We start from the raw sequence: 26,105 nt of genomic DNA, 5'->3' as shown, positions 1-26,105 counted from the left end.
AGACCCCCGCCCGAGAGGCCCGATCCCGCCCATGAAGCTCGTCTTCGCCGGTACCCCCGAGGTCGCCGTACCCGCCCTGGACGCTCTGCTCGCCTCCGGGCGGCACGAGGTGGCCGCCGTCGTCACGCGGCCGGACGCGCCGGCCGGACGCGGACGCAGGCTGGTCGCGTCGCCCGTGGCCGAGCGGGCGGAGGAGGCCGGGATCGAGGTGCTCAAGCCGCTCAGGCCCCGGGACCCCGAGTTCCTGGAGCGGCTCAAGGAGATCGCGCCGGACTGCTGCCCGGTCGTCGCCTACGGAGCCCTGCTGCCGAGGGCCGCCCTGGACATCCCGGCCCACGGCTGGGTGAACCTGCACTTCTCGCTGCTGCCCGCCTGGCGCGGGGCGGCGCCGGTGCAGCACGCCGTCATGGCGGGTGACGAGATCACCGGGGCGTCCACCTTCCTCATCGAGGAGGGACTCGACTCCGGGCCCGTCTACGGCACCGTGACCGAGGAGATCCGCCCCACCGACACCAGCGGCGACCTGCTCACCCGGCTCGCCTTCGCGGGCGCCGGACTCCTGGCCGCGACGATGGACGGAGTCGAGGACGGCACCCTGAAGGCCGTACCGCAGCCCGCCGAGGGCATCACCGTCGCGCCGAAGATCACCGTCGAGGACGCCCAGGTGGACTGGGCGGCGCCGGCGCTGCGTGTCGACCGGGTCGTGCGCGGCTGCACCCCGGCGCCCGGCGCCTGGACCACCTTCCGCGGCGAGCGGCTCAAGCTCGTCCAGGTCACGCCCGTGCCCGAGCGGACGGACCTCGCGCCGGGGCGGCTCGCGGCGGGCAAGAACAGCGTGCACGTGGGCACCGGTTCCCACGCCGTCGAGCTGCTGTGGGTGCAGGCCCAGGGCAAGAAGCCCATGCGGGCGGCCGACTGGGCGCGCGGGACGCGCATCGCGGACGGCGAGACGCTCGGCGGCTGACGCCCCGCACGGCGGCGGGGACACGCCGACGTAGGCTGGGATCCGCATCCCCTTCATCACATCCGGAGCACCTTTTTCGTGAGCGAGCAGTCCCGGCGGCCCCGCGGGCCCGCCAAGCCCTATCGCCGTCCCCAGAAGGACCCCGTCCGCATCCTGGCCTTCGAGGCGCTGCGCGCGGTGGACGAGCGGGACGCGTACGCCAACCTCGTGCTGCCCCCGTTGCTGAGGAAGGCGCGCGACAAGGGCGACTTCGACGCCCGGGACGCCGCCCTCGCCACCGAGCTGGTGTACGGCACACTGCGCCGGCAGGGCACGTACGACGCCGTCATCGCCGCCTGCGTCGACCGGCCGCTGCGCGAGGTCGACCCGCCGGTGCTCGACGTCCTCAGTCTGGGCGCGCACCAGCTGCTGGGCACGCGGATCCCGACCCACGCCGCGGTCTCCGCCTCCGTGGAACTGGCCCGGGTCGTCCTCGGGGACGGGCGTGCCAAGTTCGTCAACGCCGTGCTCCGCAAGGTCGCGCAGGACGATCTGCAGGGGTGGATCGAGAAGGTCGCGCCGCCCTACGACGAGGATCCCGAGGACCACCTCGCCGTCGTGCACTCGCACCCCCGCTGGATCGTCTCCGCGCTGTGGGACTCCCTCGGCGGCGGCCGGGCCGGCATCGAGGAGCTTCTGGCGGCGGACAACGAGCGGCCGGAGGTGACGCTCGTCGCGCGGCCCGGGCGCGCGACCACCGGGGAACTGCTGCGGGAGGACGCCGCCGAACCCGGACACTGGTCGCCGTACGCCGTGCGGCTCGCCGAGGGCGGCGAGCCGGGCGCGGTCGAGGCCGTCCGCGAGGGGCGGGCCGGCGTGCAGGACGAGGGCAGCCAGCTGGTCGCCCTCGCGCTGGCGAACGCCCCGCTCGACGGACCCGACGCACGGTGGCTCGACGGATGTGCCGGGCCCGGCGGCAAGGCCGCGCTGCTCGCCGCGCTCGCCGCCGAGCGCGGTGCCACGCTGCTCGCCTCGGAGAAGCAGCCGCACCGGGCGGGGCTCGTGGCCCGGGCGCTGCACGGTAACCCCGGGCCGTACCAGGTCATCGCCGCCGACGGGACCCGGCCGCCGTGGCGGCTGGGCTCGTTCGACCGGGTGCTGGTGGACGTGCCGTGCACCGGGCTGGGCGCGCTGCGCCGGCGTCCGGAGGCGCGCTGGCGCCGGCGCCCCGAGGACCTGGAGAGCTTCGCGCCGCTCCAGCGCGGGCTGCTTCGTACGGCGCTCGACTCGGTCCGCGTCGGCGGGATCGTCGGCTACGCCACCTGTTCCCCGCACCTCGCGGAGACCCGGGCGGTCGTCGCCGACGTACTCAAGCAGCGGCCGGAGACCGAGCTGATCGACGCCCGCCCGCTGCTGCCGGCCCTCCCCGCGCTCGGCGAGGGGCCGGACGTCCAGCTGTGGCCGCATCTGCACGGCACCGACGCGATGTACCTGGCCCTGATCCGGCGTACCGGCTGATCCGGCGTGCCGGCCGACCGCCTCACCGGCCGCGGTGCGGTGCGGTGCGGTGCCGCTGTGTTCGCCGATGTCCACGCAGTCACATGTCGTCGTACCAGTGCGGTGAACGAACCGTCCTGTGGACGGTGGGGAACATCAGTGCCCCGGGCATGGCAGGCTTGGGTCATGGCCGTGCAGATCAATCCCAGCATCCTTTCCGCCGACTTCGCCCGCCTCGCGGAGGAGGCCAAGGCGGTGCAAGGCGCCGACTGGCTCCATGTCGACGTCATGGACAACCACTTCGTCCCGAACCTGACGCTCGGTGTGCCGGTCGTGGAGTCCCTTGCCCGTGCGACGGACACCCCGCTGGACTGCCATCTGATGATCGAGGACCCCGACCGCTGGGCGCCTCGGTACGTCGAGGCGGGCGCCTCCTCCGTCACCTTCCACGTGGAGGCCGCCGCCGCCCCCGTGCGGCTCGCCCGGGAGATCCGGGCCAAGGGCGCCCGGGCGTCCATGGCGCTCAAGCCCGCCACGCCGATCGAGCCGTACGAGGACCTGCTCCCGGAACTCGACATGCTCCTGATCATGACGGTCGAACCGGGCTTCGGCGGCCAGGCGTTCCTCGACATCATGCTGCCGAAGATCCGCCGCACCCGTGAACTGATCGGCAAGCACGGTCTGGAGCTGTGGCTCCAGGTCGACGGCGGGGTCTCGGCCTCCACGATCGAGCGGTGCGCGGACGCGGGAGCGGACGTGTTCGTCGCCGGCTCCGCCGTCTACGGGGCCGAGGACCCGGCAGCGGCCGTACGTGCCCTGCGCACGCAGGCGGAGACGGCCGCCGCCCAGGCGTCCTGGGCATGCGACCACTGAGCCACAGCGAAGTGAACGCTTGAATGAACGCCGCCCATCAGGGCGGATCAGCAGCGCCGGATCTGCAAGGATGAACGGCGAATCCAGAGTGTGAACAGCAGTGAGGAGATCGCCGTGTCGGGTATGTCGGCGGGCCGGTCAGCCATGCGGATGGGACCCGCTGAGCTGGTGCAGGCGGCGGCCATGGCCCGCCGCTTCTACCTCGAGGGCAAATCCAAGATCCAGATCGCGGAGGAGTTCGGCGTCAGCCGCTTCAAGGTGGCCCGGGTCCTGGAGACGGCTCTCGAACGGGATCTCGTGCGCATCGAGATCCGGGTGCCGGCCGAACTGGACGCCGAGCGCTCCGACGCGCTCCGCGCCCGCTACGGCCTCAGGCACGCCGTCGTGGTCGAGTCCCCGGCCGACGCCGACGAGACCCCCGACCCCGAGAACCTCGGGGAGGTCGCCGCCGACCTGCTCGGCGAACTCGTCAACGAGGGGGACGTGCTCGGGCTGGCGTGGGGCCGGTCCACGATCAACATGGCCGCGGCGCTCGACCGGCTGCCGCCGTGCACGGTGGTGCAGCTGACGGGCGTGTACGACGCCGGGACCGCCGAGCGCGGCTCGGTGGAGGCCGTCCGCCGGGCCGCCCAGGTGTCGGGCGGTGACGCGCACCCCATCTACGCGCCGATGCTGCTGCCCGACGCGGCCACCGCGGTCGCGCTGCGCCACCAGACGGGGATCGCCCGGGCGTTCGAGTACTTCGACAAGGTCACGGTCGCCTGCGTCTCCATCGGCTCCTGGGAGCCGGGCATCTCGACCGTGCACGACATGCTCAGCGACGAGGAGCGCGCGCACTACGCCTCGCTCGGAGTCGCCGCCGAGATGTCCGCCCACCTCTTCGATGCCGAGGGGCGCCGGATCGGACGGGATCTGGGGGAGCGGTGCATCACGGTCAAGGCCGACCAGCTGCGCCGCGTCCCGGAGGTCGTGGCGATCGCGGGCGGGCAGCGCAAGGCGGCGGCGATCGACGCGGTGCTCCGCTCCGGGCTGGTCACCAGCCTGGTGACCGACACGTCGGCCGCCGACTACCTGATGACCGCGGGACCCACGCCGAAGTCCGCGCTGAACCGTGCCGACCCCGACGGGCACTGACGGCGGCCGCCGGCAGGGGGTCGCCCCGTCACGGCGGGACGGCCGGGGCGGCTTCAGCGGCGTGCTGCCGCGGCTCGTCCCCCGCGCGCCGACGCGACTGCTCGTCGCGCTGACGGGACTGCTCGCCTGCCTCTCCGTCCTGTTGTCGGGCTGCGCGTCCCCCGAGGGCGCCCCGACGGCTCCCGGCGCGTCCGCCCCGGCCTGGGCCGGGAGCATGGCCACCGTCCGCGAGTCCCGGCTCCCCGCCGAGGCCCGCCGGACACTCGCCCTCATCGACCGGGGCGGCCCCTTCCCGTACGCCAGGGACGGAGCCGTCTTCGGGAACTTCGAGGGACGTCTGCCGCGGCAGCGGCGCGGTCACTACCACGAGTACACCGTGCGCACGCCCGGCTCGCGCGACCGCGGGGCCCGGCGCATCGTCACCGGGCGGGACGGGGAGACGTACTACACCGATGATCACTACGAGTCGTTCCGGGCGGTGCTGAGATGACGGAACACCTGGGCGGCCGGTACCCGGTCACCCTGGACCTGGACGGCGTCACGGACAAGGCGGGCCTGATGGACCGCGTCGCCCGGGCCCTGAGCCTGCCCGACTGGTTCGGGCGGAACTGGGACGCGCTGGCCGACTGCCTCGCCGACGACACCGTGTGGCCCGAGGCAGCCGTCGCACAGGGGCTGCTGATCGTCGTACGGGGCTGGCGGCCGTACGCCGAGACGGATCCGGAGGCGTGGCGGACCGCGCTGGACGTGTTCGCCGACGCGGCCGACGAGACCCCCGCGCTCTCCGTCGTGCTCGCCCTTGGAGGTTCCTCCTAGGCCGCCGCGGCGAGCCTGGACGTTCTGTGAGGGCGGGACGGCAGTGGCGTCATGGGAGAATGAAGTACGTGCTCTTTCCCCCTGGCACACCTGTCCGGGGGCCACCTCTGATCGACTGGGATGTGCAGCACGTGCGTTTCCTCAATGACATCCAGCCCGCGTACGACCTGACGTACGACGACGTGTTCATGGTGCCGAGCCGCTCCGCGGTGGGCTCGCGTCAGGGCGTGGACCTCGCTTCGCCGGACGGCACGGGCACCACCATCCCGCTCGTCGTCGCCAACATGACCGCGATAGCCGGCCGCCGCATGGCCGAGACGATGGCCCGCCGGGGCGGCCTGGTGGTCATCCCGCAGGACATCCCCATCGACGTCGTCACCGACGTCGTCTCCTGGGTGAAGAGCCGCCACCTGGTGCTCGACACCCCGATCGTGCTGGCCCCGCACCAGACCGTCGCCGACGCCCTGTCGCTGCTGCCCAAGCGGGCCCACAACGCCGGTGTCGTCGTGGACGAGAACCACCGGCCCGTCGGTGTCGTCACCGACACGGACCTGTCCGGCGTCGACCGCTTCACCCAGCTCGAAGTGGTCATGTCCAAGGACCTGCTGCTGCTCGACGCGGACATCGACCCGCGCGAGGCCTTCAACCGGCTGGACGCGGCCAACCGCCGCTATGCCCCGGCCGTGGACGCCGACGGCAGGCTCGCCGGCATCCTCACCCGCAAGGGCGCCCTGCGCGCCACCTTGTACACCCCCGCCGTGGACGCGAACGGCAGGCTGCGGATCGCCGCCGCCGTCGGCATCAACGGCGATGTGGCGGGCAAGGCCAAGCAGCTGCTCGACGCGGGCGTGGACACGCTCGTCATCGACACCGCGCACGGCCACCAGGAGTCGATGATCAGCGCCGTCCAGGTGGTGCGCGCGCTCGACCCGCAGGTGCCGATCGTCGCGGGCAACATCGTCTCCGCCGAGGGTGTCAAGGACCTGATCGACGCGGGCGCGGACATCATCAAGGTCGGTGTCGGCCCGGGCGCCATGTGCACCACGCGCATGATGACCGGCGTGGGCCGGCCACAGTTCTCCGCGGTCCTGGAGTGCGCCGCCGAAGCGAAGAAGTACGGCAAGCACGTGTGGGCCGACGGTGGTGTCCGCCACCCGCGCGACGTCGCGATGGCCCTCGCGGCGGGCGCGTCCAACGTGATGGTCGGCTCCTGGTTCGCGGGTACCTACGAGTCCCCGGGCGACCTCCAGCAGGACGCCGACGGCCGCCTGTACAAGGAGTCGTTCGGCATGGCCTCCGCGCGCGCCGTGCTCAACCGCACGTCCGAGGAGTCGGCGTACGACCGCGCCCGCAAGGCACTGTTCGAGGAGGGCATCTCCACCTCCCGCATGTTCCTCGACCCGGCCCGCCCGGGCGTCGAGGACCTGATCGACTCGATCATCGCGGGCGTCCGCTCCTCCTGCACCTACGCCGGCGCCGCCTCGCTGGAGGAGTTCGCCGAGAAGGCCATCGTCGGCATCCAGAGCGCGGCCGGTTACGCCGAGGGCAAGCCGCTGCACGCCAGCTGGAACTGACCCCGCCTCCGTCCCGACGGCCCCCGTTGTTCCCGCTCCCGGGAGGAACGGGGGCCGTCGGCGTTCCCGGCACGGACGACGGTGAGCGGGACGCGCCGGGCCCACGCGCCTCTTCCGGCAGCAGGAGGCCACCTGTTCCGACAAGCGGCCGCCGGTCGGCGGGCAGCGGCCGGCGAGGCGGGGAAGGCGGTCCGCGAGGGCGTTGTGCAACGCTCGGCAACGCGTGCGCAACGAATGGGCATTCCGGGCCGATAGACGCAATGATCATTCGTGGATGCGCAAGGTTGCTGCATTACGCCCGTGAAGGCCCGCCTCGTAGGGTGCTGCGCTAGACGTGGTGTGGCGGGGACCCCGCTCGGTCGGTTCCTGCCCGCGCAGGCTCCCACCGGTCCCCACCCACGAGGGCCGGTGATCATGCCGGCCCGCCTCGCAACCCCCGGCAGCGATAAGGAGCCAACCGCGTGCTCGATCAAGGCGCACCCCCGCAGAACCAGAAACCGGCCGCCCCCGCGTCCCCGGGCGTCGCCGCGCGCCTGATGCGTCGCAAGCCCGTGGAACGCCTGGTCGCGGAGGGCGGCCAGGGTGAGGGAGGGCAGCTGAGGCGCTCCCTCGGGCTGTGGCAGCTGACCATGATCAGCATTGGTGCCACCCTCGGCACCGGAATCTTCGTCGTCCTCGGCGAGGCCGTCCCCAAGGCGGGCCCGGCCGTCACCCTCTCCTTCGTGATCGCCGGCGTCACCGCGCTGTTCTCGGCCCTCTCCTATGCCGAACTGGCCGGCACGATCCCGGTCGCCGGCTCCTCGTACTCGTACGCATACGCAACGATGGGCGAGCTGATCGCCTGGGTGTGCGGCTGGTGTCTGCTCCTGGAGTACGGCGTCTCGGTGGCCGCCGTGGCCGTCGGCTGGGGCGAGTACCTGAACGAGCTGCTGGACGGCGCCTTCGGCGTCACCATCCCGGACGCCCTGGCCAACCCGCCCGGCGTCCACGGCGGTGTGTTCAACCTGCCCGCCCTGATCGTCGTGCTCCTCGCGATGACGTTCCTGCTCGGCGGCGCCAAGGAGTCCGCGCGCGCCAACACCATCATGGTGTGCGTGAAGATCGCCGCGCTGGTGATGTTCTGCGCGATCGGCTTCGTGGGCTTCAAGTCCGGCAACTACTCCCACTTCATGCCGCTCGGCATGGGAGGCGTCAGCGCCGCCGGTGCCACGCTGTTCTTCTCCTACATCGGCTTCGACGCCGCCTCCACCGCAGGCGAGGAGGCCAAGGACGCCCAGCGCGACCTGCCCCGCGCCATCATGCTCTCCCTGGTCATCGTCACGGCCCTGTACGTGCTGGTCGCCGCCGTCGCGGTCGGCGCGAAGCCCTGGCGGACGTTCGAGGACTCCGAGGCAGCGCTCGCCCAGATCATGACGGACGTCACCGGCCAGAGCTTCTGGGGCACCCTGCTGGCCTTCTGCGCGGTCATCGCCATCGCCAGCGTCGTCCTGACCGTGCTGTACGGCCAGACCCGCATCCTTTTCGCGATGTCCCGCGACGGCCTGGTGCCCAAGGTCTTCGCCCGGGTCCACCGCAAGACCGGCGTGCCGCGCGCCAACACGGTCATCGTGGCCCTCTTCTGCGGTGTCCTCGCCGCCGCCATCCCGCTGGGGCAGCTCGCCGACGCCACCAGCATCGGCACGCTGTTCGCCTTCGCTCTGGTCAACATCGCGGTCGTGGTGCTGCGCCGGACCCGTCCGGACATGAAGCGCACGTTCCGTGTCCCGCTGTCGTGGGTGCTGCCCGCGCTGGGCTTCGTCTGCTGCGTGTGGATGATGGGCAGCCTGTCCACCGTCACCTGGACCGTGTTCGGTGTCTGGATGGCTGTCGGGCTCGTGTTCTACTTCCTGTACGGCTACCGCCGTTCCCGTCTCGCGACCGACGAGGACCTCGCGGTGACGGCAGAGAAGTGACCGGACCGAAGAAGTGAACCACCCCCTGTGCTGAACGATCTCGACGAACGCATCGTGCACGCCCTCGCCGAGGACGCCCGCCGTTCCTATGCGGACATCGGGCAGATGGTCGGTCTGTCGGCCCCCGCCGTGAAGCGGCGTGTGGACCGGCTGCGCGCCACCGGAGCCATCACCGGATTCACCGTCCGGGTGGACCCGGCGGCGCTCGGCTGGGAGACCGAGGGGTACATCGAGATCTACTGCCGGAGCAACACCTCTCCGGAGACCATTCAGCGGGGTCTGGAGCGCTACCAGGAGGTCGTGGCCGCGTCGACCGTCACCGGTGACGCGGACGCGATCGCCCAGGTGTTCGCCTCCGACATGCGGCACTTCGAGCGCGTGCTGGAGCGGATCGCCGGCGAGCCCTTCGTGGAGCGCACCAAGTCGGTGCTGGTGCTGTCGCCGCTGCTGCGGCGCTTCTCGTCCGGCGCGCCGGGGTGACCCCGGCGCGTTCCGTCCGGCGGCCGGCCACCGGACGGGACGCGGCGTTCCGACGACCGAGCGGGTCCCGTGCCCCTCACCACCGACCGGCAGGACCGGCCCGGGTCCGCGCGCCACGCGTACGACCCGGGCCGGTCCCGTTCCAGCCACGGGGCGTCCTCTCGCCCGTCTCCCCGCGGCATGCCTCATCCGGTCCTTCTCGCAGGTCGCCGCGAGGTCCTTCCCGCCGGTGGTTCCCGGGGACGGAGGCGTCTGCCGCCCGAGCCACGCAACGAATCGCCGCCCGGCCCGCGCTCGACGCAACGAACCGCGCACCGGCGCGCAACGGCTCCTGCTTGTCCGGCCGAGCGCGCCGACCGTACCGTCTAATTCGGCCCCCAAACCCCCCGTACCGGTGAGGATCCCGCATGCGCACCGCCCTGCTCCAAGGCTCCGGCCGCCCCGGTTCGATCGTCGAGAACCTCAAGGTCCTCGACGAGGCCGCGGGCCGGGCCGCCGCCGCGGGCGCGGGGCTGCTGGCCGCGCCGGAGATGTTCCTCACCGGGTACGCGATCGGCGACGACATCGCCCGCCTCGCCGAGCCCGCCGACGGCGACTCCGCCGACGCGGTCGCGGAGATCGCGAGCCGGCACGGCCTGGCCGTGGCGTACGGCTACCCGGAGCGCGACGGTGAGACCGTGTACAACTCGGCACAGCTGATCTCGGCCGACGGCACCCGGCTCGCGAACTACCGCAAGACCCACCTGTTCGGCTGCTTCGAGCGCGACCATTTCACGCCGGGCGAGCAGCACATCGTCCAGGCCGAGCTGAACGGCCTGACCGTCGGCCTGCTGATCTGCTACGACGTCGAGTTCCCCGAGAACGTCCGCGCCCACGCCCTGGCCGGTACGGACCTCCTCCTCGTCCCGACCGCGCAGATGCACCCGTACCAGTTCGTCGCCGAGTCGATGATCCCGGTGCGCGCCTTCGAGAACCAGATGTACGTCGCCTACGTCAACCGGGTCGGCCGGGAGGGGGAGTTCGAGTTCGTCGGGCTGTCCGTCCTCGCGGGACCCGACGGTGTGGCCCGCGCCCGCGCCGGCCGTGCCGAGCAGCTGGTGTTCGCCGACGCCGACCCCGTCTTCCTGGCCGCCTCCCGCGAGACCAACCCGTACCTGCACGACCGCCGTCCCGGTCTGTACGGGTCCCTCGTCTGAGCCGCCGCACAAGCCTCCCCCCTGTTTCACCTCGCGCAAGGAGTCCGTACCCCATGACGTCCACGGTGCCCAACGCCGTCGAGCACACCGACGAGCAGCAGCCGCCGATCACCATGTTCGGCCCGGACTTCCCCTACGCCTACGACGACTTCCTGACCCACCCGGCGGGCCTCGGCCAGATACCGGCCACCGAGCACGGCACCGAGGTGGCGGTCATCGGCGGCGGCCTGTCCGGCATCGTCGCCGCCTACGAGCTGATGAAGATGGGCCTCAAGCCCGTCGTCTACGAGGCCGACCGGATCGGCGGCCGGCTCCGCACGGTCGGCTTCGAGGGCTGTGACGACTCGCTGACCGCGGAGATGGGCGCCATGCGCTTCCCGCCGTCCTCCACCGCCCTCCAGCACTACATCGACCTGGTCGGTCTGGAGACCCGCCCCTTCCCCAACCCGCTGGCCGAGGCGACCCCCTCGACCGTGGTCGACCTCAAGGGCGAGTCGCACTACGCCGAGACGATCGACGACCTGCCGCAGGTGTACCGGGACGTCGCCGCGGCCTGGGGCAGGTGTCTGGAGGAGGGCGCCGACTTCTCCGACATGAACCGCGCCATGCGCGAGCGGGACGTGCCGCGCATCCGCGAGATCTGGGCGAAGCTGGTCGAGAAGCTCGACAACCAGACCTTCTACGGCTTCCTCTGCGACTCCGACGCCTTCAAATCCTTCCGGCACCGCGAGATCTTCGGCCAGGTCGGCTTCGGCACCGGCGGCTGGGACACCGACTTCCCGAACTCCATCCTGGAGATCCTGCGCGTCGTCTACACCGAGGCCGACGACCACCACCGCGGCATCGTCGGCGGCTCCCAGCAGCTGCCGCTGCGCCTGTGGGAGCGGGAGCCGGAGAAGATCGTCCACTGGCCGTACGGCACCTCGCTGAAATCCCTGCACGTGGACGGTGAGCCGCGCCCGGCCGTGACCCGGCTGCACCGCACCGCGGGCAACCAGATCACCGTGACGGACGCGAACGGCGACATCCGCACCTACCAGGCGGCCATCTTCACCGCCCAGTCCTGGATGCTGCTGTCCAAGATCGCCTGTGACGACTCGCTCTTCCCGATCGACCACTGGACCGCGATCGAGCGCACCCACTACATGGAGTCCTCGAAGCTCTTCGTCCCGGTGGACCGGCCGTTCTGGCTGGACAAGGCCGTCGACGACAACGGGAACCCAACCGGCCGGGACGTCATGTCGATGACGCTCACCGACCGCATGACCCGCGGCACCTATCTGCTGGACGACGGCCCGGACAAGCCCGCGGTGATCTGCCTGTCGTACACCTGGTGCGACGACAGCCTGAAGTGGCTGCCGCTGTCCGCGAACGAGCGGATGGAGGTCATGCTGAAGTCGCTCGGCGAGATCTACCCCCAGGTCGACATCAGGAAGCACATCATCGGCAACCCGGTGACCGTCTCCTGGGAGAACGAGCCCTACTTCATGGGCGCGTTCAAGGCCAACCTGCCCGGCCACTACCGCTACCAGCGCCGCCTGTTCACCCACTTCATGCAGGACCGGCTGCCCGAGGACAAGCGGGGCATCTTCCTCGCCGGCGACGACATCTCCTGGACGGCCGGATGGGCCGAGGGCGCCGTCCAGACCGCGCTGAACGCGGTCTGGGGTGTCATGCGCCACTTCGGCGGCACCACCGACGCCACCAACCCGGGTCCGGGTGACGTCTACGACGAGATCGCGCCCGTGGAACTTCCCGAGGACTGACCGGGAACAGCGACCGAGGCGCGGGCGGGCGGCCTCGGACTCCGGCCGCCCGCGCCTTCTCGAACACCCCGGCGGCGACGTCCTTCGGCTCCCGGAGGCCGAGGAAGATCTCGCCGGACCGACGGGGCGTGTTCCACGAGGCCCGCCGCGATCCGCTCCACGCCGCCCGGGAACGGATCGCGCCCGGCGCCCGCGTACGGCTCGGCCCGGCGGCCGGCGTTCGCCCGCGGCGCCGTCCGGAGCGCGCTACGGCCCGTCTCTCCCCGGCCAGGTCGGGCAGCCGGCGCCACCGGGGCACAGGTCCGCTCGGCGCCGGCTGCCCACGGGCAGCCACCCGTCGGCGTGATCGGCCGGCCGCCGCGTGGCCTCGGGACCGTCGAGATCTGCCGGTGTCGTCCTCGACGGGCGGCGCACGCGGTTCGCCTCCGCCGTGGCCGGACCCGGACCCGCCCGACCGATCCCCGCCCTGCCGGCCGTGGGCACCACGGGTGTCGACGTACGGCCCGGGCCGGGTGGGTCAGTCCGTCAGCGGTGTCAGCAGCATCCGTCCGGCGAAACCCACCGCCGCGTCCAGCCGTTCGGTGAACTCCTCGGCGACGTCGGCGCAGTGCCGCAGCGCCCACAGGGCCCGGGCGGCCGTCCAGGTGGCGTCCCGGGCCCGCTCCAGGCTCCAGGAGCCCAGCAGGTGGGTGAGCGGGTCGGCGATCTGGAGCAGGTCGGGGCCCGGCATCAGGTCCTCGCGGATGCGCTCCTCCAGCGACACGAGGAGATCGCCCACGCGGTCGAACTCGTCCTCCAGTTCCAGAGGTTCGCAGCCGAGCGCGCGGCACGTGTCGACCACCGCCAGCGCCAGGTCGTGCCCGATGTGGGCGTTGATACCCGCCAGCGCGAACTGGAGCGGCCTCACCCCCGGATGGTGGCGGAGCTGGAACAGCGGGCGCCAGCAGGCGGGCGGACGGCGGTCCGCGGCGGCCGTGTCCACCGCCGCCAGATAGCGCTCGGCGAACCGCACGTCCAGCGTGGCCGCCGCGCGCGGGTCCGTGAACTCCCCGGCGTCCAGGCGCCGGCCGACCTCCTCGGTGACCGCGAGGTAGACCCGGTTGAACACGCCGACGCCGTCCCGCTCGGGCAGGACCGCGCCGAGCGCGCGCATCCGCGAGACGACATCGTCGACGGGGGTGGTGAGGTGCTGCAGCTGCGCCATGGAGGAAGGGTCGCAGCCCCGGGCCGGCCGGAACACCGACCGGCCCGGTGCTTCGCCGGAACGGGGGAACGCCGGAACGGGAACGCGCCGGGGCGGGCGGCACGGCCTACGGCTCGGTCCCGCGCTCCGCGTCGTAGGAGGACGTGCCCTCATCCAGCAGCGGCTCCTGCTGCTTCAGGTGGGCCGGTGCGAAGGCCCGCAGGGCGTGGTAGCCGGTGATGACGACCAGGGTGCCGAGCGCGATGCCGCTGAGGCTGAAGGTGTCGGTGAACTTCATGGTGACGTTGCCGACGCCGATGATGATGCCCGCGGCGGCCGGCACCAGGTTCAGCGGGTTGCGCAGATCCACCCTGGCGTTGCTCCAGATCTGGGCCCCGAGCAGGCCGATCATGCCGTACAGGATGACGGTGATGCCGCCCAGGACACCGCCCGGGACGGCGGCGACGACCGCGCCGAACTTGGGGCAGACGCCGAAGAGCAGTGCGAAACCGGCGGCGGCCCAGTAGGCGGCGGTGGAGTAGACGCGGGTCGCGGCCATCACGCCGATGTTCTCGGAGTACGTGGTGTTGGGCGGGCCGCCCACCGCGGTCGACAGGACGGAGGCGACCCCGTCAGCCGAGATCGCCGTACCGAGCTGGTCGTCCAGCGAGTCGCCGGTCATCTCGCCGACCGCCTTGACGTGCCCCGCGTTCTCCGCGACCAGGGCGATGACGACGGGCAGCGCGACCAGGACCGCCGACCACTGGAAGGACGGCCCGTGGAAGGAGGGCAGGCCGATCCAGTCGGCCCGGGAGACGCCGGAGAGGTCGAGCCGCCAGTGGTCGGTGAGCTTGCCGCTCGCGTCCACCGAGTGGATTCTGCCGAGGACCCGGTCGAACGCCCAGGAGATGCCGTACCCGAAGACCAGACCCAGGAAGATCGCGATCCGGGACCAGAAGCCGCGCAGGCAGACCACCGCCAGACCGGTGAACAACATCACCAGCAGGGCCGTCCACTGGTCCTGCGGCCAGTAGGTGGAGGCGGTCACCGGAGCGAGGTTGAAGCCGATCAGCATCACGACCGCGCCGGTGACGACGGGCGGCATGGCCGCGTGGATGATCCGCGCGCCGAAGCGCTGCACGGCGAGTCCCACCAGGAACAGCACGGCACCGACGACGAGGACGGCACCGGTCACGGTCGCGCTCGTACCGCCCTGGGCGCGGATGACCGCGGCCACCCCCACGAACGACAGGGAGCAGCCCAGGTAGCTCGGGACCCGGCCGCGGGTGGCGAGCAGGAAGATCACGGTCGCCACGCCCGACATCATGATCGCGAGGTTCGGGTCCAGGCCCATCAGCACGGGCGCCACGAAGGAGGCGCCGAACATCGCGACCACGTGCTGGGCGCCCAGGCCCACGGTCCGGGGCCAGGAGAGGCGTTCGTCGGGGCGTACCACCGCTCCGGGCGCGGGCGTGCGCCCGTCACCGTGCAGCTTGTATCTGAAAACACACCACATCTGAGCAGCATAAACGCCGCGGCCCCGGCCCCTGTCTTTGCGGAGACGAGGGGGACCGGGGCGCGACTGTCACCTCTCCAGTGTGGGGCACAGGATCGGTGACGGCGTACCGCTCCTGTGCTACCTGGAGCGGAAGGATCATGTCATCTAAGTTGACTCATATTCAATAGGCACTTGCCGTGATCACGCTCTCACAAAGCGTTGGCCATAGCTGGTGAGGGTGCCCGGCGGGACCGAGGGGAGTCGACCGCCGGGCACCCGTTCGACCCGTGCCCGGCGTGTCGGCCCGCCGGGCACGGGAGCTATCGAGGGACCCGCGCCCGAGCCGACGCGATCTCCTCGTCGGCCAGAGCGTCGAGATCAGTGACGGGTGTCACGCCCTTGAGTGTGACGATGAGGCGGGCCGCCAGTACCCAGCGGATGCGTCGCTCGTCCGTGAAGGGGACGTGATGCACGCCGGTGCGGTCGGCCGGCAGCTGGTCGAGGGTCTGCGGGTGGTAGATCGGACCTGCCACGCCCCACACCGGCGCGTACTCGACGAGCGCGGCAGCCCAGCCGCGGCCCAAGGGCGGGCAATACTCCACCGCGAGTCGGGCGCAGACCGCGTGCACCGGCGGTGACGCCGTCTGCTCGCCGTCGGCGATCTGCCGGCCGGCCGGCGCCGCCGCCAGGAACAGCGTCCGCTCGTCACTCCGCCGTGATCCGCACGTCGGCCCCCCACACACCTGGCACAGGAGCCGGCCCATCGCCTGCCGCTGCCGCAGCGCGTGAACGGCCATAAAGTTTGGCCGGCCGCCGCGCGCGGCCGGCATGCGCGGCCACAGAACGCCGTAGTGCCGATCCACGTGACTGATCTCGTTCTGAAAGCCTAGGCCCGTGCCTCCGCGGCCGTGAATGGTGGTCAGTGGCTGCGGCGGAATCCGCTCCCGGGACCATGCGGTGATGAACGGGACGGGCGCGCCGTCCCAGTATTGGACAGGACGGATGCAGCCGGTCGTCGGATTGTTCATCTCGGTCACCATGGCGCGGCCTCCGTGTGCGTGGACGCGAGCGCCGCGGCGTACGCCTCGCACAGCAGGTCGGCGTCGGTGAGCGGCCCGCCGTCCTGCGGCGAGACGATCCAGGAGTGCCCTTGCTGCGTGTGCGGGGCGGTCATCGCGGGGTGCGGCACGGCGATGAACGCCCCCTCGGTGAGCACCTCGGTGTCGGGCAGATCCCATGAGGCTGCCGAGCCGACCGGCACGAGTACCTCGACGCCGTCGGGTGTGTGCTGCGCCGGGCCGACCGGTGTGCCGTGCTGCCGCATCTGCGTGACGGTTCTCCAGCCGAGAGCGCGGGGCATGCGGACGACGTCCCATGCTCGACCGGCCGGCGCCTCGACGAGTTCGCCGTGCTCCCATGCGGCGAGCGCGCCGGTCATGCTCGCGCCGACCTCGCGTAGCCAGTTGAGCGTCATGGACGCATCCAAGCTGCCGGCGGCCATCCGCTCGCCGTCGATGCTCTTGCGTGAATCCTTCGGATCATGGGTGCTGGTCATCGCTGCCCCTCGGTGATGTGTGCCCAAATCTCGGGGGTGCCGGTCGAGTCGCTGCTGCCCCACTGGTCGGCGGTACGCAGTGCGTCGATGACCCGCTGCCACAGGCCGAGGTCACCGCCACCCGGGGCGGGCGCGCAGAGTCGCGCCGTGCCGTCGGCGACGGTCATGCGAACGGGTGTATCGAGCACACGTTCGAGTTCGGCGCGTAACGCGGCGGCGCGCGGAGTGACCTGCACGCGGTTGGCTCCCCTACTCTCGTGCGAGAGTTGCTGTCTCGCATGAGAGTAGACCGAGGCTCAGTAGTGTGTCACGCAAGTCACACGATCGGGAGGCGGACAGTAGTGAGCGAGACGCCGCTGTACCTGCGGGTCGCCGAGGAACTGCGCGCCCGGATCGAGTCGGGTGAGCTGCCGCCCGGCACCCGCCTGCCGTCGGTCGCCGAGATCAGCGGGCAGTACGGGTGCAGCAACAGCGTCGCCTCGGGCGCGTACCGGCTACTCGTCGACGAGGGACTCGTGATCTCACGGCACGGCGCGGGACACTACGTGCGCAGCCGTGAGACACCCGAGCTGCTCGTGCGGCAGCACCGCAGGCGTAGTGAAGACAGCCCGTTCGCGAGGGGCGCCGCCGAGCAAGGCGCGGTCGGATCGTGGCGGCACGAGTCGACGACCGCAGCGGCGAGCGACACCATCGCGGCCCGCCTCGGGATCCCGGCCGGCGCACCGGTCATGCACACCTCGTACGTGTACCTCGCCGACGAACTGCCGGTGCAACTCGCGGAGTCATGGGAACCGCTCGACGTCACCGGACAGAGTCTCGTCGCGTTGCCCGAGGTCGGCCCGTACGCCGGCGTCGGTGTCGCGGCCCGTATGCGCGTGCTCGGGATCGAGGTCGGTACACCGGTCGAGCGGGTACGCGCCCGCATGGCTACGCGTGTCGAGGCGGCCGCGCTCGACATGAACCCGCCCGGTGCGGTGCTCGCCGTCGAGCGCACCTATTTCGACCAGGGCAGCGGCCGCGCCGTCGAAACGGCCGACGTCGTCATGCGGGGCGACAGGTGGGTCGCGGTGTACGGCGAGCAGCCTTCCGCCCGGTGAACGCAAAGAGCGCCCCTGCCCGGCCGTGAGGCCAGACAGGGGCGGGTTCGAGGTGTCGTCAGGATCCGGTGCCGAGGTGCTCACGCACCAGTTCGTGCACGTCCTCGGGAGCCGGCGCGATGTCGGCCCGATCCATGCGGGCGATCAGCCGGTCGACTGTCCACGCGTACGCGCGTACCAGGGTGCGCAGCCCGACGACCTCGGCGCGGATCTCGGTGTTCTCCGCCGCCACCTGCCGCAACGAGGCTTGCAGCACTTCCAGTCCGGCCCGGGTGGCGTCCGGCTCGGCGGCCGCGCGGGCGGCCGCCTCGTTCGCGCGGGCGGTCGCGGCCGCCGCCTGTGACGTCGCCCTCGACACGAACCAGCCGCCCAACACGGTGCCCACGGTGCCCAGCACGGCTACAAGAGCCGCGGCGGTGCTCACATGCCGCCCCCTTCGCGGGGCTTACGCGATCTGCGCGGCCGAGGATCTTCGCGCACTGTCGCCGCCCAACAGATCATCGCGGCGTGGCTGGTTGCGTACCACCCTGCGATGAACCACGCCCGCTCGTAGCCGTCTGCTGCCCCGACCGCGTAGGCGACTCCCCACACCGACGGCGGTACGAGTGCAGCGATGAACCCGACCCTGTCGCGGCCGATCCGGAGCCACGCCGAGCCGAAGGTGATCGAGCCGCCGACGATCCACACCCACGCCCAGCAGTGCATGGGCGCGATGTTGTAGAGCAGCTCAAGGCCGGGTGGGCGCGGGGCCGGGTCGGCGAGCCACCCGATCCCGTAACAGACCTTGCCCGAGCCGAGGATGAGCAGCACGATCCCGCGGCGGCCGAGCGTGCGCACGAGCTGCCGGGCCGCCGCAGTGGGCACTACAGCGTCCCGGTGCCCGTGCTCGGGTCGGTGGCCGGCGTGGTCGATGGGAGCGCCTCGTACTTGGGGTAGGCGGGCGGCCGCGCCCATCCGAGGAACACCCCTGCGAGGTTCTGTAGGAACGTGCCCGGCGCCCGCTTGCCGAGCCATTCGAGCAGCCGGAACACGAGGTAGTACGCGAGCGTGAGCGCGACCGTCACGGCGCTCGTGATGGTTGCCGAGTCGATGCCGACGCCGGCGCGCACGGCGAGGGTGAGCAGCCACCCGGCGACGAGCGGCACGCCTGTGCGCATGAGGCTGATGAACAGACCGGTCATGGGCCGGCCCCCTTCCGTTGGTGGTGGCCCGGCCGCCCGGCGGCGGCCGGGTGGTGGTCAGGCGACGACGTCGAACCCGTGCGCCTTGCCGAGTGCCGTGAGTGTCGTCATGCCGGGGATGCCGTCGGCGTCGTCCCCGGTGAACCCGCGCCGCTCCTGATAGAGCGTGTACGCGCTGCGGGTGGCCGTGCCGGCGTGCCCGTCGGCGTACCGCTTGGCGAGCAGCCGCTCGGCGACGAGGGCGCGCTCGACGACGATCGTCGGCTCGTACGAGACGGGCGTGCCCTTGCGCGGCGCGTCCTTTTTGAATGCGGCGACCAGCTTCGAGAGGGACACCTGCGGACGCGTCGAGGTCGACGAGCCGTCACCCGTCGGCTTCGGCTCGGGCTTGTACTGCGGGCGACCGAATCCGGCAATGTCGTGCACGACGCGCACGCGCCTCGCGCACACGTTCGCGGTGTTGCCCTCGATCGTGTACACGTACTGGTAGTCGCTGCTGACCCCGGTCACGATGCCAACGTGGTCGATCTTGCCGATCTCAGACGAGCCGGCCCAATCGAAGAACACGACGTCGCCGCGCCGGATGCCGCTCGCCTTGATCCCGTTGGTCATGGCGTGCCACTCGCCGTGTTCCTTGAACGCCTGCGCGTGCGCCACGGTGTACGCGTAGTCGGTGCCGTGGCACACCGCCTCGTACTCGCCCGCCTCGACCGCGGCGCGGGTGATCGTGGCGTCGCACCACGGCCAGTTACCCACGTACGCGGCGCCGTTCCTCGCCCGATACCAGGCCTGTATGTCGTTCGGCTCGCCGGTCCCGATCCAGCGCTCGACCGCGCGCACCATCCCTTCGAGGCTCATGCGGACTCGCCCCCCGTCGCGGTGTCGGCGGCCGGGGCGGCGTCGCCCTGGTCGGCCGGCTCGTCGTCCTGGTCGCGGTCCCCGTCCGGGTCGCCGGTGACGGCGAGCCCGTCGGCGAATCCGGGCCCGACGTGGAACCCGGCCATGTCAGCGGCGCCGTACACCTCGGCGAGCAGCCGCTGCTCGTCGTCCACGGTCGGCTCGTTACCGGTGCGCCCGAGGTGCGCCGCCTGTTCGTCCTGGTCGCCGAGCCGCTCGGGGATCGGCCGCTCTGTGTCACCCATGGGTGAGCCCTTCTGTGCGTGCATGAGAAACGCCCCGGCCGGCTCGACTCGGGGCGGTGAACGTGGGGGAGGGGCGGGCTAGCTGACGTAGCCGTACGCCATGATCCCGGCGCCAGTGCCGAACGGGCCGGCGGTGAATCCGGTGCCGCTCGCGGTCGGCGGGGCCGACATGCCGGCGTCGGTGCCGCCGAACCCGGGCGGGGCGGACGCGATCGCGTCGAACACCGACCCTTCGGCGATGATGTTCGGCTGCGTCGTGGCTTTGATCATGAGGCCGAGGTAGTGCAGACCGGTGTACGTCGTCGCGTACGACGTCGCGCTGCCCGCCGTCGTCTGTGCGATCGGCAGCGTCTTGACCGTGTTCGCCCCCCATGCGGCGGTGCCCTGGTCGGCGGTACGCGCGAGCATCTTCCGTGAGCTGTCGTGCAGGCTGAACCACCAGTTGACCGGGCTCGCGGCCGCCGTGCCGCCCGACACGAACGTGATGGTGCTGATGACGGCGCCCTTCGGCAGCCATATCGGCACCAGGTAAAGGGTTCCGCTCGTCGGCGTCGAGGCGGTTCCGCACCTGAGCCTCGACGTCGTCTCGAACCGGCCGGCCGGCCGCATCGCTGCTTCGAGGGCGGGCAGCGGGGTGAGGTCGCCGTCGACGAGGTTCGTCCCGGGCAGGGCCTGCATGCCGCCGGGCCCGGTCGTGGGCGCCGCCGTCGACACCGACAGCGCGGTCGCAGTGTTCCAGCCGTTGCCCGCGAGGTCGTTGGACAGCAGCGCACAGTCGGTCGCCGTGGCGGCGAGGGTGATTCCGTTCGCCGTCCCGCCGCTCCCCTTGCGTACCTTGTTCGCCGTGGCCGTGCCGCGGGCGGAGCCCGTCGAGAATCGGATACCGGCGCTTGCGGCCGCCGTGATGTGGTTGCCGACGACGAGTGCGTCGGTCGAGTTCGTCGCGCCGTCGGCGCCCTGGCCAAGGAAGATCCCGAAGTTGCTCGTCGTCGTGTCGACCGTGTTCGAGGCGACGAGCGCACCGACCGAGCCGGCGACGTTGATCGCGTTAGAGCCCGCGTTGCGGACCGTGTTGGCGGTGACGTTGACGCCGTCGCTGTAGTGCCCGTACAGGCCCGTGCCGGACGTGCTGTCGACCTCGTTCCTGCCGACGTTCGGGGCCGCGCAGTATTCGGTGTGCACCCCGTTGCCGGTGATGCTCCGGACCGTGTTGCCGACGATCGAGACGAGCGGCAGCCGGTACGCGGCCGCGCCGATCACGCGGATCCCACTGTCTGACGCCGCGGCCTCGCAGTGGTTGTCCCGGATCGTGATCCCGAGCGGGCTGATCGGCGTGGTCGCCGGGTCCGGCAGCGCGTACCGGATCGACGAGTTGCCCGTGTTCCGGATCGTGTTGCCGCGGATCAGCGCCCGCGACCATCCGTACGCGTAGATGCCATCCTGCAAGGCGCCGTCGATGGTGCAGTCGAGGATCTTGATGTTGTCGTACACCACACCCGAGGTGAGGGTGTGGGAGCCGACCGCCCGGCCGAAGTTGCCCAGACGCGAGGACGGACCGAACCGGCAGCCCTCGACGCGGATGTTCTTCGAGGGCGTGTTGTCGAACAGGCCGATCGAGCTGCTGCCCGACTTGGCCATGTCGATCTGTACTGCTTCGCTGAACCCGCGGGTGCCGCCGGATGAGTTGTCGCGGAACCCGTAGAACTGGCAATGGATCGCGCGGCCGCCGTCGACGCTGTTGAACTCCAGCGCGTGCGCGGTGCTCGTGTTGAGCACGGTCACGTCGCGCACGGTGATATCAGACCCGTGCACAAAGTTGATCACGTCGGTCTCAGCCGTGACCGAGCCGGTCGTGCCGTCGGCCGCGTTGCCATCGTACGTGCCGCCGAGCAGCGTGATATGCGAGTGCCCGCCGTACCCGGCGAACGTCTCGCTACCACCGAAGTTCCTCAGAATGCCCGAGTTGCCGATCGCCTTGAACGTCGCCCCGTACGCCCACAGCACCGTGTTGTCATAGATCGTGAGGAACGTTGACACCCCGTACGTGCGGCCGGGCGGCACGAACACAACGCCACCGCCTGCCGTGCGCGCCGCGTCGAGCTGCGCCTGTATCGCGGCCCGGTCGTCGGTGCTCCCGTTGCCGGTCGCGTCGGTCACGGCGAACCACCGCACCGCCGACTGGTTGTCGAGGTTCGGTGCGCTGATCGGGGAGGCAAACTCCACGGGCCCGGTGACCGTCTGCGGGTCGGGGTCGGCGAGGTCCAGTTTCCCGCCGGCCTCGGCGAGCGCGGACTGTGCGGCCTCCAGCGCGCCCGCGGCGACCTCCCGGGCCGCCTGATACCAGCGCACCGGGTTGCCGGCGGCGTCGAGGTACTCGAAGTCGATCGCGGTCACGTCGGCCACCCGGAACGGGCGGACCGCGCCGGGCTGCGCCGAGCTCGCCGGGTTCGTGCGCAGCTCGCCGATCGGCGTCGTGCCGTCCATCTCGTACAGGGCGGTGACCAGCTCGCCCGTGCCGGCCCGTCGCACCCGCAGCGGGTAGTCGGGCACGACATCGCCGGTCGCGGTTACGAGGACGTCGGCGGGTGTGCCGCCGTAGGTGTAGAGCGCCACGAGTGGCGGCCCCCCTTCTAGTCGAGCCAGTACGAGCCGCTGATGTCCACCCACGTCACGCCGGTGCCGTCCTGCGAGTACCACAGGACCGAGCCGCGGCCGCCGAGCGCGTTCGAGTCCTGGTCGGGTGAGAACACCTCGACCCTGCCGACGCCCGTCATGGGGTCGCCAGTGATGGAGGCGCCGCCGGCGAACGAGCTGATCTGCTTCGGTATGCAGTCGGCGGGCACGGTGGCGATCTTCACGCCGTTGATGGGGATCACGGTTCCGTCCGTCTTCTCGATCCGGCCGCGCATGTGGACCTGCCGGCCCACGACCCGTATCTCAGGGTCGATCTGCCCGGCGGTGTATCCGGAGGCGAGAGGGAGCGGACGCCAGTCCTCGGGCGGCTCCCAGATCGTGGCCCACGTGTTCGTGCTCGCCGAGGTCTTGAGCCACAGTGACCCGTTCTCAGCCGTGACGGCCGTGTGCAGCGGTGCGTCGCCGTACTGCGCGTCGCGCTCCGCCTTGTCGGTGACGTGCTGGAACAGGTGCAGATCGACGGCGAGAGCGAGAGCGGCGAGCGCGCCGGGTCCGACCGGGGCGTCGCCGCCTCCGGGGATCGGGAGTTGCGCGCGTCCGACGGTTGCCATGCGGCCCCCTAGCTGAATGTGATGGTGATGGTCCCGCCGCTGACACTCATGTAGTCGCGGCTGCCGCTCGCGTAGATCGCGAGCCCCTTCGCGGCACCCGAGGCGAGCTGCGAGCGCCATGACGCTGGAAGCGTCGCCGTGCCGGTCGCACCGGCCGACAGCGACAACGGCTCTTCGGGACCGTCGCCGAGGTCGAGTTGCCCGGACGGTGGCGAGGTGTACCCGTGCAGGTACAGGTGCAGCGGACGCCGGGCGTTGACGCCCGAGCCGCGGCGGCGGCTGAGCTTGACGGTCATCGACGCGACGGCCTTCCCGGCGCACGCGGCCGCGATCGCGCTGCCGTAGAACCAGCCGCCCCGCCGGTTCCCGCGGCCTGTCCAGTCGCCTTGCGTCGGATAGTCGGCGTAGTCGTCCGGGCGGCCGCCGCGCCATGTCCCGTACGCCGTCGGCGTGATCGTGGCCGGCTTCGGTGCCCGGTCCGGCGGGGTGTCCGGCGAGGTGTCACTCTGGCTCGCGAGCTGCCCGTACAACTCGACCTTGCCCTCGGTGTTCTTCCGCAGATACAGGGTCTGCACGGTCTGCCAGCCGGTGCCGGCCGGCGCCGCCGTGCCCCACGTAGCCGCGCGCACGACCTGCTCGTCGAGGGTGACCTCGCGGGCGAGCGACCGGATCGACTCCTCGTCGACGTCGCCGGGATCGGTGCCGAGCCGCCACATCACGACCGGCCGCGAGCCCGGCCGCAGCGCCACCCAGTCACCGGCCCGCCGGTTGCGGTAGGAGTCGACGCACGGCACGTCGAGCAGCAGGGCGCCGCGGTAGTCGAGGTTCACGCCGCGGTCGGTGACGTCGACGACCTGCGCTGACACCGTGCCGGCGGCCGGCCCGCCACCGGCGCGGGCGAGATCCTCGCCGAGTGCGCGTGCTGCCTCGCTGGTCACGTCAGCCTCCGTGTGGTGGTGCGGGTGGTGCAGGACATCGACGCGGCGCCGAGGCTGTACGACAGGCTGTCGACGATGTGGCGCTGCCACTCACCCGGCCGCACCTCGACCTCGACGACGTCGCCCGGCTCCAGGCCCGGGTGACAGACCGCGGTGAACGTGAGGCTCGACTGCACGCCGAGGCTGTCGGCGAGCCGGGCCCGGCCGACGGTGTACGCCTGCGCGGTCGAGGTGATCAGCGGCGACGTGTACCGCTCGACTCGTAGCCGCACCCACGGCATGCCGAGCCGCTGCGGTGCGAGTGGGTCGCCGATCGGGTCCGGGCCGGCGTACGTGAGCGAGTTGGGGTCGTCGTCCCACACGTACACCGGGCCGACCGCGGCCGAGCCGTCACCGCCGTCGCCCGAGATCACCCACACATTGACGAGGCCCTCGGCGCTCTCCTTCTCGGCCGGCTTGACCAGGGCGACGCCGTACGGGATCCGCCACACGATCGGGTCGTCGAGGGTCGGGGCCGGTGCCATCGTGGGCACCCCGCGGGCATCGCAGTACACCTCGCCGGCGATCGCCGCGGCGATGCCGGTCGACGTGCCGCTGCTGTCGGTGCCGCCGGACAGTGCCTGCCACCGGTCGTCGTCGACGACGAACTGCGGCACGGCCGTGCCCGGGTCGGCGCCTGCTCGCCATGAGACACCCGTGCCGGGCAGTGCCTCGGCGACGAGGGGCTCGACCAGGTTCCCGGCTGTGTCCGGGCCGAGCGTGCGCGCGGTCGGCAGCTTCGCGCCTCGGATGACGTCTTCGAGGCCGAGCAGGTCGACCGCAGCGCCGAGCCGGGTGCGTTCGATGCCGTCGACGACGTAGTGTCCGGCCGGGATCCATGCCACATCCATGCGCGGGCCGGCGATGCCCTGCCACAGTCGCACGCGGGTGATGTGCTGATTGACGCCGCTACGCCCGAGCGGCACGCCGAGCAGGTCGGCCGACGCGCTGTACCGGCACTCGGCGCCGCGGTCCGCGCGCACCTCTGCGTCACCCAGCTGCGGCGCCGGCACCCATGTGCGGCCGCCGTCGTTGGACCACTCGGCGCGCCGCGGCCGGCGGGCAGGCCCGAGCACCGCACGGTGTACTGCCTCGGGAACGGGCAGCATCAGGTGACGCCGTTCGTTGACAGTGCCGCCCACGAGCTGTAGCTCGCGGCGACCGCGTCCCATGTGCCGAACTGTTCGGCGAGCGTGTCCCACGACCATGCCGGCAGACGCAGCGGTTGCTCGGCGGTGTCCGGGCGCCCGGTCGGCGTGATCGTCCACCCGAACCGGTACCCCCCGGACGACCCGAGTCGGCCGGTCGGTGTCGGCCCGGTGACGTCACCGGGCACGTGGAATGCGTCAGGGAACAGGTAGCCGGGCCGGGCCTGCGCGAGCAACACCCCGCTACGCAGCAGCTCGCGCATGCGGTCGACCTCCTCGGGTGGCACGTCGACGGTCACCTGATACGCCTCGGCCGACGCCGTGTCGTAGGCGACCGCGATGTACGGCGAGCCGGCGATCTCGGCCGTGTCCTGCCGGGCCGTCGACGAGCCGCCCGACCAGTCGACGACCATCACCCGCATGGACAGCCCCGGCTCGTCCACGCTCTTCAGCCACAAGTCCCGGTCCTCGCCCGGCTCGGGCGCGGGCACCGTGACCGCGAGGGACGACGCCGGGCCGCTCGTGCCGTCGGCGTAGACCGGTACGGCGGTGTACACGACGGCGACGCCGAGGGGCGCCTCGCTGTCGTACGCCGTACCGACGCCCTCGACCGCCCACGCCGGGTCGGCGGACCGGACCGGTACCGGGGCGGCGCCCGGGTCGGTGCGGGTGATCCGCACCTGCATGACGGTCGCCGCGGCGGGCAGCGCCGTGCCGGCGCTGTAGTCCACCGACAGCACGACGCCGGCCCACAGCTCGTCGACGACCGCGGCGAGCCACCCGTCGGGCGAGGTGATCCGGTCCGGCGGCGTCACGTGCGGCGCCGCCGGATCGACGATCATCGGCAT

The 26,105-nt window shown here is 71.8% G+C and carries 27 protein-coding genes; 12 read left to right on the top strand and 15 right to left on the bottom strand.

What is annotated here, in order from left to right:
• Positions 1 to 31: 31 nt before the first annotated feature.
• The 11 genes from fmt to ACF1BE_RS20015 all read left to right on the top strand — a co-directional run bounded on the left by fmt (position 32) and on the right by ACF1BE_RS20015 (position 12,231).
• The gene (gene fmt / locus ACF1BE_RS20065; protein WP_392200394.1) at positions 32 to 964 is read left to right on the top strand and encodes a methionyl-tRNA formyltransferase; all 933 of its coding nucleotides are present in this window, start codon (positions 32 to 34) and stop codon (positions 962 to 964) included.
• 78 nt (positions 965 to 1,042) lie between these two features.
• Entirely contained in the window at positions 1,043 to 2,461 is a 1,419-nt protein-coding gene (locus ACF1BE_RS20060; RefSeq protein ID WP_392200393.1) for an RsmB/NOP family class I SAM-dependent RNA methyltransferase, read from the top strand.
• Positions 2,462 to 2,626: 165 nt separating this feature from the next.
• Complete coding sequence (gene rpe, locus ACF1BE_RS20055) at positions 2,627 to 3,313, top strand: ribulose-phosphate 3-epimerase (RefSeq protein ID WP_392200392.1); 687 nt, start codon at positions 2,627 to 2,629, stop codon at positions 3,311 to 3,313.
• Between the two features lie 90 nt (positions 3,314 to 3,403).
• Positions 3,404 to 4,447, top strand: coding sequence for a sugar-binding transcriptional regulator (locus ACF1BE_RS20050; RefSeq protein WP_392200391.1), 1,044 nt, complete (start codon positions 3,404 to 3,406; stop codon positions 4,445 to 4,447).
• Between the two features lie 61 nt (positions 4,448 to 4,508).
• Entirely contained in the window at positions 4,509 to 4,937 is a 429-nt protein-coding gene (locus ACF1BE_RS20045) for a ribonuclease domain-containing protein (RefSeq protein WP_392200511.1), read from the top strand.
• The gene (locus ACF1BE_RS20040; protein ID WP_392200390.1) at positions 4,934 to 5,263 is read left to right on the top strand and encodes a barstar family protein; all 330 of its coding nucleotides are present in this window, start codon (positions 4,934 to 4,936) and stop codon (positions 5,261 to 5,263) included. The genes ACF1BE_RS20045 and ACF1BE_RS20040 overlap by 4 nt, the downstream gene beginning before the upstream one ends.
• Before the next feature lie 131 nt (positions 5,264 to 5,394).
• Positions 5,395 to 6,837 carry a GuaB1 family IMP dehydrogenase-related protein gene (locus ACF1BE_RS20035; protein ID WP_392200389.1) on the top strand — a complete coding sequence of 481 codons (1,443 nt, stop codon included), beginning with the start codon at positions 5,395 to 5,397 and terminating at the stop codon, positions 6,835 to 6,837.
• Between the two features lie 461 nt (positions 6,838 to 7,298).
• Positions 7,299 to 8,789 carry an amino acid permease gene (locus ACF1BE_RS20030; RefSeq protein WP_392200388.1) on the top strand — a complete coding sequence of 497 codons (1,491 nt, stop codon included), beginning with the start codon at positions 7,299 to 7,301 and terminating at the stop codon, positions 8,787 to 8,789.
• Positions 8,790 to 8,816: 27 nt separating this feature from the next.
• Positions 8,817 to 9,269: an Lrp/AsnC family transcriptional regulator gene (locus ACF1BE_RS20025; protein ID WP_121789788.1), complete on the top strand. Its 453-nt coding sequence runs from the start codon at positions 8,817 to 8,819 to the stop codon at positions 9,267 to 9,269.
• Positions 9,270 to 9,676: 407 nt separating this feature from the next.
• Positions 9,677 to 10,465: a carbon-nitrogen hydrolase family protein gene (locus ACF1BE_RS20020; protein ID WP_392200387.1), complete on the top strand. Its 789-nt coding sequence runs from the start codon at positions 9,677 to 9,679 to the stop codon at positions 10,463 to 10,465.
• Positions 10,466 to 10,518: 53 nt separating this feature from the next.
• Positions 10,519 to 12,231 carry a flavin monoamine oxidase family protein gene (locus ACF1BE_RS20015; protein WP_392200386.1) on the top strand — a complete coding sequence of 571 codons (1,713 nt, stop codon included), beginning with the start codon at positions 10,519 to 10,521 and terminating at the stop codon, positions 12,229 to 12,231.
• Between the two features lie 517 nt (positions 12,232 to 12,748).
• Here the strand turns inward: ACF1BE_RS20015 and ACF1BE_RS20010 are convergent.
• The 5 genes from ACF1BE_RS20010 to ACF1BE_RS19990 form a co-directional block, all read right to left on the bottom strand.
• Positions 12,749 to 13,435 (bottom strand): DUF5995 family protein, encoded by a 687-nt coding sequence (locus tag ACF1BE_RS20010; RefSeq protein ID WP_392200385.1) that lies wholly within the window; start codon positions 13,433 to 13,435, stop codon positions 12,749 to 12,751.
• Positions 13,436 to 13,541: 106 nt separating this feature from the next.
• The gene (locus tag ACF1BE_RS20005; RefSeq protein ID WP_392200384.1) at positions 13,542 to 14,930 is read right to left on the bottom strand and encodes a uracil-xanthine permease family protein; all 1,389 of its coding nucleotides are present in this window, start codon (positions 14,928 to 14,930) and stop codon (positions 13,542 to 13,544) included.
• Positions 14,931 to 15,232: 302 nt separating this feature from the next.
• Positions 15,233 to 15,952 carry a hypothetical protein gene (locus ACF1BE_RS20000; protein WP_392200383.1) on the bottom strand — a complete coding sequence of 240 codons (720 nt, stop codon included), beginning with the start codon at positions 15,950 to 15,952 and terminating at the stop codon, positions 15,233 to 15,235.
• Positions 15,946 to 16,467 carry a hypothetical protein gene (locus ACF1BE_RS19995; RefSeq protein WP_392200382.1) on the bottom strand — a complete coding sequence of 174 codons (522 nt, stop codon included), beginning with the start codon at positions 16,465 to 16,467 and terminating at the stop codon, positions 15,946 to 15,948. The genes ACF1BE_RS20000 and ACF1BE_RS19995 overlap by 7 nt, the downstream gene beginning before the upstream one ends.
• Positions 16,464 to 16,634, bottom strand: a complete 171-nt coding sequence (locus ACF1BE_RS19990) for a hypothetical protein (RefSeq protein ID WP_392200381.1) — start codon at positions 16,632 to 16,634, stop codon at positions 16,464 to 16,466. Before ACF1BE_RS19990 ends, ACF1BE_RS19995 begins: the two co-directional genes overlap by 4 nt.
• Before the next feature lie 174 nt (positions 16,635 to 16,808).
• Here ACF1BE_RS19990 and ACF1BE_RS19985 point away from each other — a divergent pair, with 174 nt between their 5' ends.
• Positions 16,809 to 17,564 (top strand): GntR family transcriptional regulator, encoded by a 756-nt coding sequence (locus ACF1BE_RS19985; RefSeq protein ID WP_392200380.1) that lies wholly within the window; start codon positions 16,809 to 16,811, stop codon positions 17,562 to 17,564.
• Positions 17,565 to 17,622: 58 nt separating this feature from the next.
• Here ACF1BE_RS19985 and ACF1BE_RS19980 read toward each other — a convergent pair whose 3' ends face one another.
• From ACF1BE_RS19980 to ACF1BE_RS19935, 10 genes are all read right to left on the bottom strand, one after another.
• Entirely contained in the window at positions 17,623 to 17,988 is a 366-nt protein-coding gene (locus tag ACF1BE_RS19980; RefSeq protein WP_392200379.1) for a hypothetical protein, read from the bottom strand.
• On the bottom strand, positions 17,985 to 18,428 hold the full coding sequence (locus tag ACF1BE_RS19975; protein ID WP_392200378.1) for a hypothetical protein: 444 nt from the start codon (positions 18,426 to 18,428) through the stop codon (positions 17,985 to 17,987). The genes ACF1BE_RS19980 and ACF1BE_RS19975 overlap by 4 nt, the downstream gene beginning before the upstream one ends.
• Positions 18,428 to 18,745 (bottom strand): hypothetical protein, encoded by a 318-nt coding sequence (locus ACF1BE_RS19970; protein WP_392200377.1) that lies wholly within the window; start codon positions 18,743 to 18,745, stop codon positions 18,428 to 18,430. The genes ACF1BE_RS19975 and ACF1BE_RS19970 overlap by 1 nt, the downstream gene beginning before the upstream one ends.
• Before the next feature lie 57 nt (positions 18,746 to 18,802).
• Entirely contained in the window at positions 18,803 to 19,588 is a 786-nt protein-coding gene (locus ACF1BE_RS19965; protein ID WP_392200376.1) for a CHAP domain-containing protein, read from the bottom strand.
• An 11-nt stretch (positions 19,589 to 19,599) separates the two neighbouring features.
• Positions 19,600 to 19,887: a hypothetical protein gene (locus ACF1BE_RS19960; protein ID WP_392200375.1), complete on the bottom strand. Its 288-nt coding sequence runs from the start codon at positions 19,885 to 19,887 to the stop codon at positions 19,600 to 19,602.
• 78 nt (positions 19,888 to 19,965) lie between these two features.
• The gene (locus tag ACF1BE_RS19955; RefSeq protein ID WP_392200374.1) at positions 19,966 to 22,500 is read right to left on the bottom strand and encodes a right-handed parallel beta-helix repeat-containing protein; all 2,535 of its coding nucleotides are present in this window, start codon (positions 22,498 to 22,500) and stop codon (positions 19,966 to 19,968) included.
• A gap of 17 nt (positions 22,501 to 22,517) precedes the next feature.
• Complete coding sequence (locus ACF1BE_RS19950; RefSeq protein ID WP_392200373.1) at positions 22,518 to 23,132, bottom strand: hypothetical protein; 615 nt, start codon at positions 23,130 to 23,132, stop codon at positions 22,518 to 22,520.
• Positions 23,133 to 23,140: 8 nt separating this feature from the next.
• A complete protein-coding gene (locus tag ACF1BE_RS19945) occupies positions 23,141 to 24,070 on the bottom strand; it encodes a hypothetical protein (RefSeq protein WP_392200372.1) in 930 nt (309 codons plus the stop codon).
• On the bottom strand, positions 24,067 to 25,281 hold the full coding sequence (locus tag ACF1BE_RS19940; protein WP_392200371.1) for a phage tail protein: 1,215 nt from the start codon (positions 25,279 to 25,281) through the stop codon (positions 24,067 to 24,069). The genes ACF1BE_RS19945 and ACF1BE_RS19940 overlap by 4 nt, the downstream gene beginning before the upstream one ends.
• Positions 25,218 to 26,105, bottom strand: coding sequence for a hypothetical protein (locus ACF1BE_RS19935; protein WP_392200370.1), 888 nt, complete (start codon positions 26,103 to 26,105; stop codon positions 25,218 to 25,220). Before ACF1BE_RS19935 ends, ACF1BE_RS19940 begins: the two co-directional genes overlap by 64 nt.

The sequence above is a fragment of the Streptomyces sp. NPDC014991 genome, from assembly GCF_043080665.1.
In the GTDB taxonomy this organism is placed as follows: Bacteria; Actinomycetota; Actinomycetes; order Streptomycetales; family Streptomycetaceae; genus Streptomyces.
This window is presented reverse-complemented; position numbering and strand designations above follow the sequence as displayed.

What these genes read in the sequence shown, in the direction of transcription:
- rpe (WP_392200392.1), top strand. Translation starts at nt 2,627, where the DNA reads ATGGCCGTGCAGATCAATCCCAGCATCCTTTCCGCCGACTTCGCCCGC.
- ACF1BE_RS19970 (WP_392200377.1), bottom strand. Translation starts at nt 18,745, where the DNA reads ATGACCGGTCTGTTCATCAGCCTCATGCGCACAGGCGTGCCGCTCGTC.
- ACF1BE_RS19940 (WP_392200371.1), bottom strand. Translation starts at nt 25,281, where the DNA reads ATGGGACGCGGTCGCCGCGAGCTACAGCTCGTGGGCGGCACTGTCAAC.
- fmt (WP_392200394.1), top strand. Translation starts at nt 32, where the DNA reads ATGAAGCTCGTCTTCGCCGGTACCCCCGAGGTCGCCGTACCCGCCCTG.
- ACF1BE_RS20005 (WP_392200384.1), bottom strand. Translation starts at nt 14,930, where the DNA reads ATGTGGTGTGTTTTCAGATACAAGCTGCACGGTGACGGGCGCACGCCC.
- ACF1BE_RS20015 (WP_392200386.1), top strand. Translation starts at nt 10,519, where the DNA reads ATGACGTCCACGGTGCCCAACGCCGTCGAGCACACCGACGAGCAGCAG.
- ACF1BE_RS20020 (WP_392200387.1), top strand. Translation starts at nt 9,677, where the DNA reads ATGCGCACCGCCCTGCTCCAAGGCTCCGGCCGCCCCGGTTCGATCGTC.
- ACF1BE_RS19990 (WP_392200381.1), bottom strand. Translation starts at nt 16,634, where the DNA reads ATGACCGTCGCCGACGGCACGGCGCGACTCTGCGCGCCCGCCCCGGGT.
- ACF1BE_RS19935 (WP_392200370.1), bottom strand. Translation starts at nt 26,105, where the DNA reads ATGCCGATGATCGTCGATCCGGCGGCGCCGCACGTGACGCCGCCGGAC.
- ACF1BE_RS20010 (WP_392200385.1), bottom strand. Translation starts at nt 13,435, where the DNA reads ATGGCGCAGCTGCAGCACCTCACCACCCCCGTCGACGATGTCGTCTCG.
- ACF1BE_RS19995 (WP_392200382.1), bottom strand. Translation starts at nt 16,467, where the DNA reads ATGACCAGCACCCATGATCCGAAGGATTCACGCAAGAGCATCGACGGC.
- ACF1BE_RS20040 (WP_392200390.1), top strand. Translation starts at nt 4,934, where the DNA reads ATGACGGAACACCTGGGCGGCCGGTACCCGGTCACCCTGGACCTGGAC.
- ACF1BE_RS20000 (WP_392200383.1), bottom strand. Translation starts at nt 15,952, where the DNA reads ATGGTGACCGAGATGAACAATCCGACGACCGGCTGCATCCGTCCTGTC.
- ACF1BE_RS19960 (WP_392200375.1), bottom strand. Translation starts at nt 19,887, where the DNA reads ATGGGTGACACAGAGCGGCCGATCCCCGAGCGGCTCGGCGACCAGGAC.
- ACF1BE_RS19965 (WP_392200376.1), bottom strand. Translation starts at nt 19,588, where the DNA reads ATGGTGCGCGCGGTCGAGCGCTGGATCGGGACCGGCGAGCCGAACGAC.
- ACF1BE_RS19950 (WP_392200373.1), bottom strand. Translation starts at nt 23,132, where the DNA reads ATGGCAACCGTCGGACGCGCGCAACTCCCGATCCCCGGAGGCGGCGAC.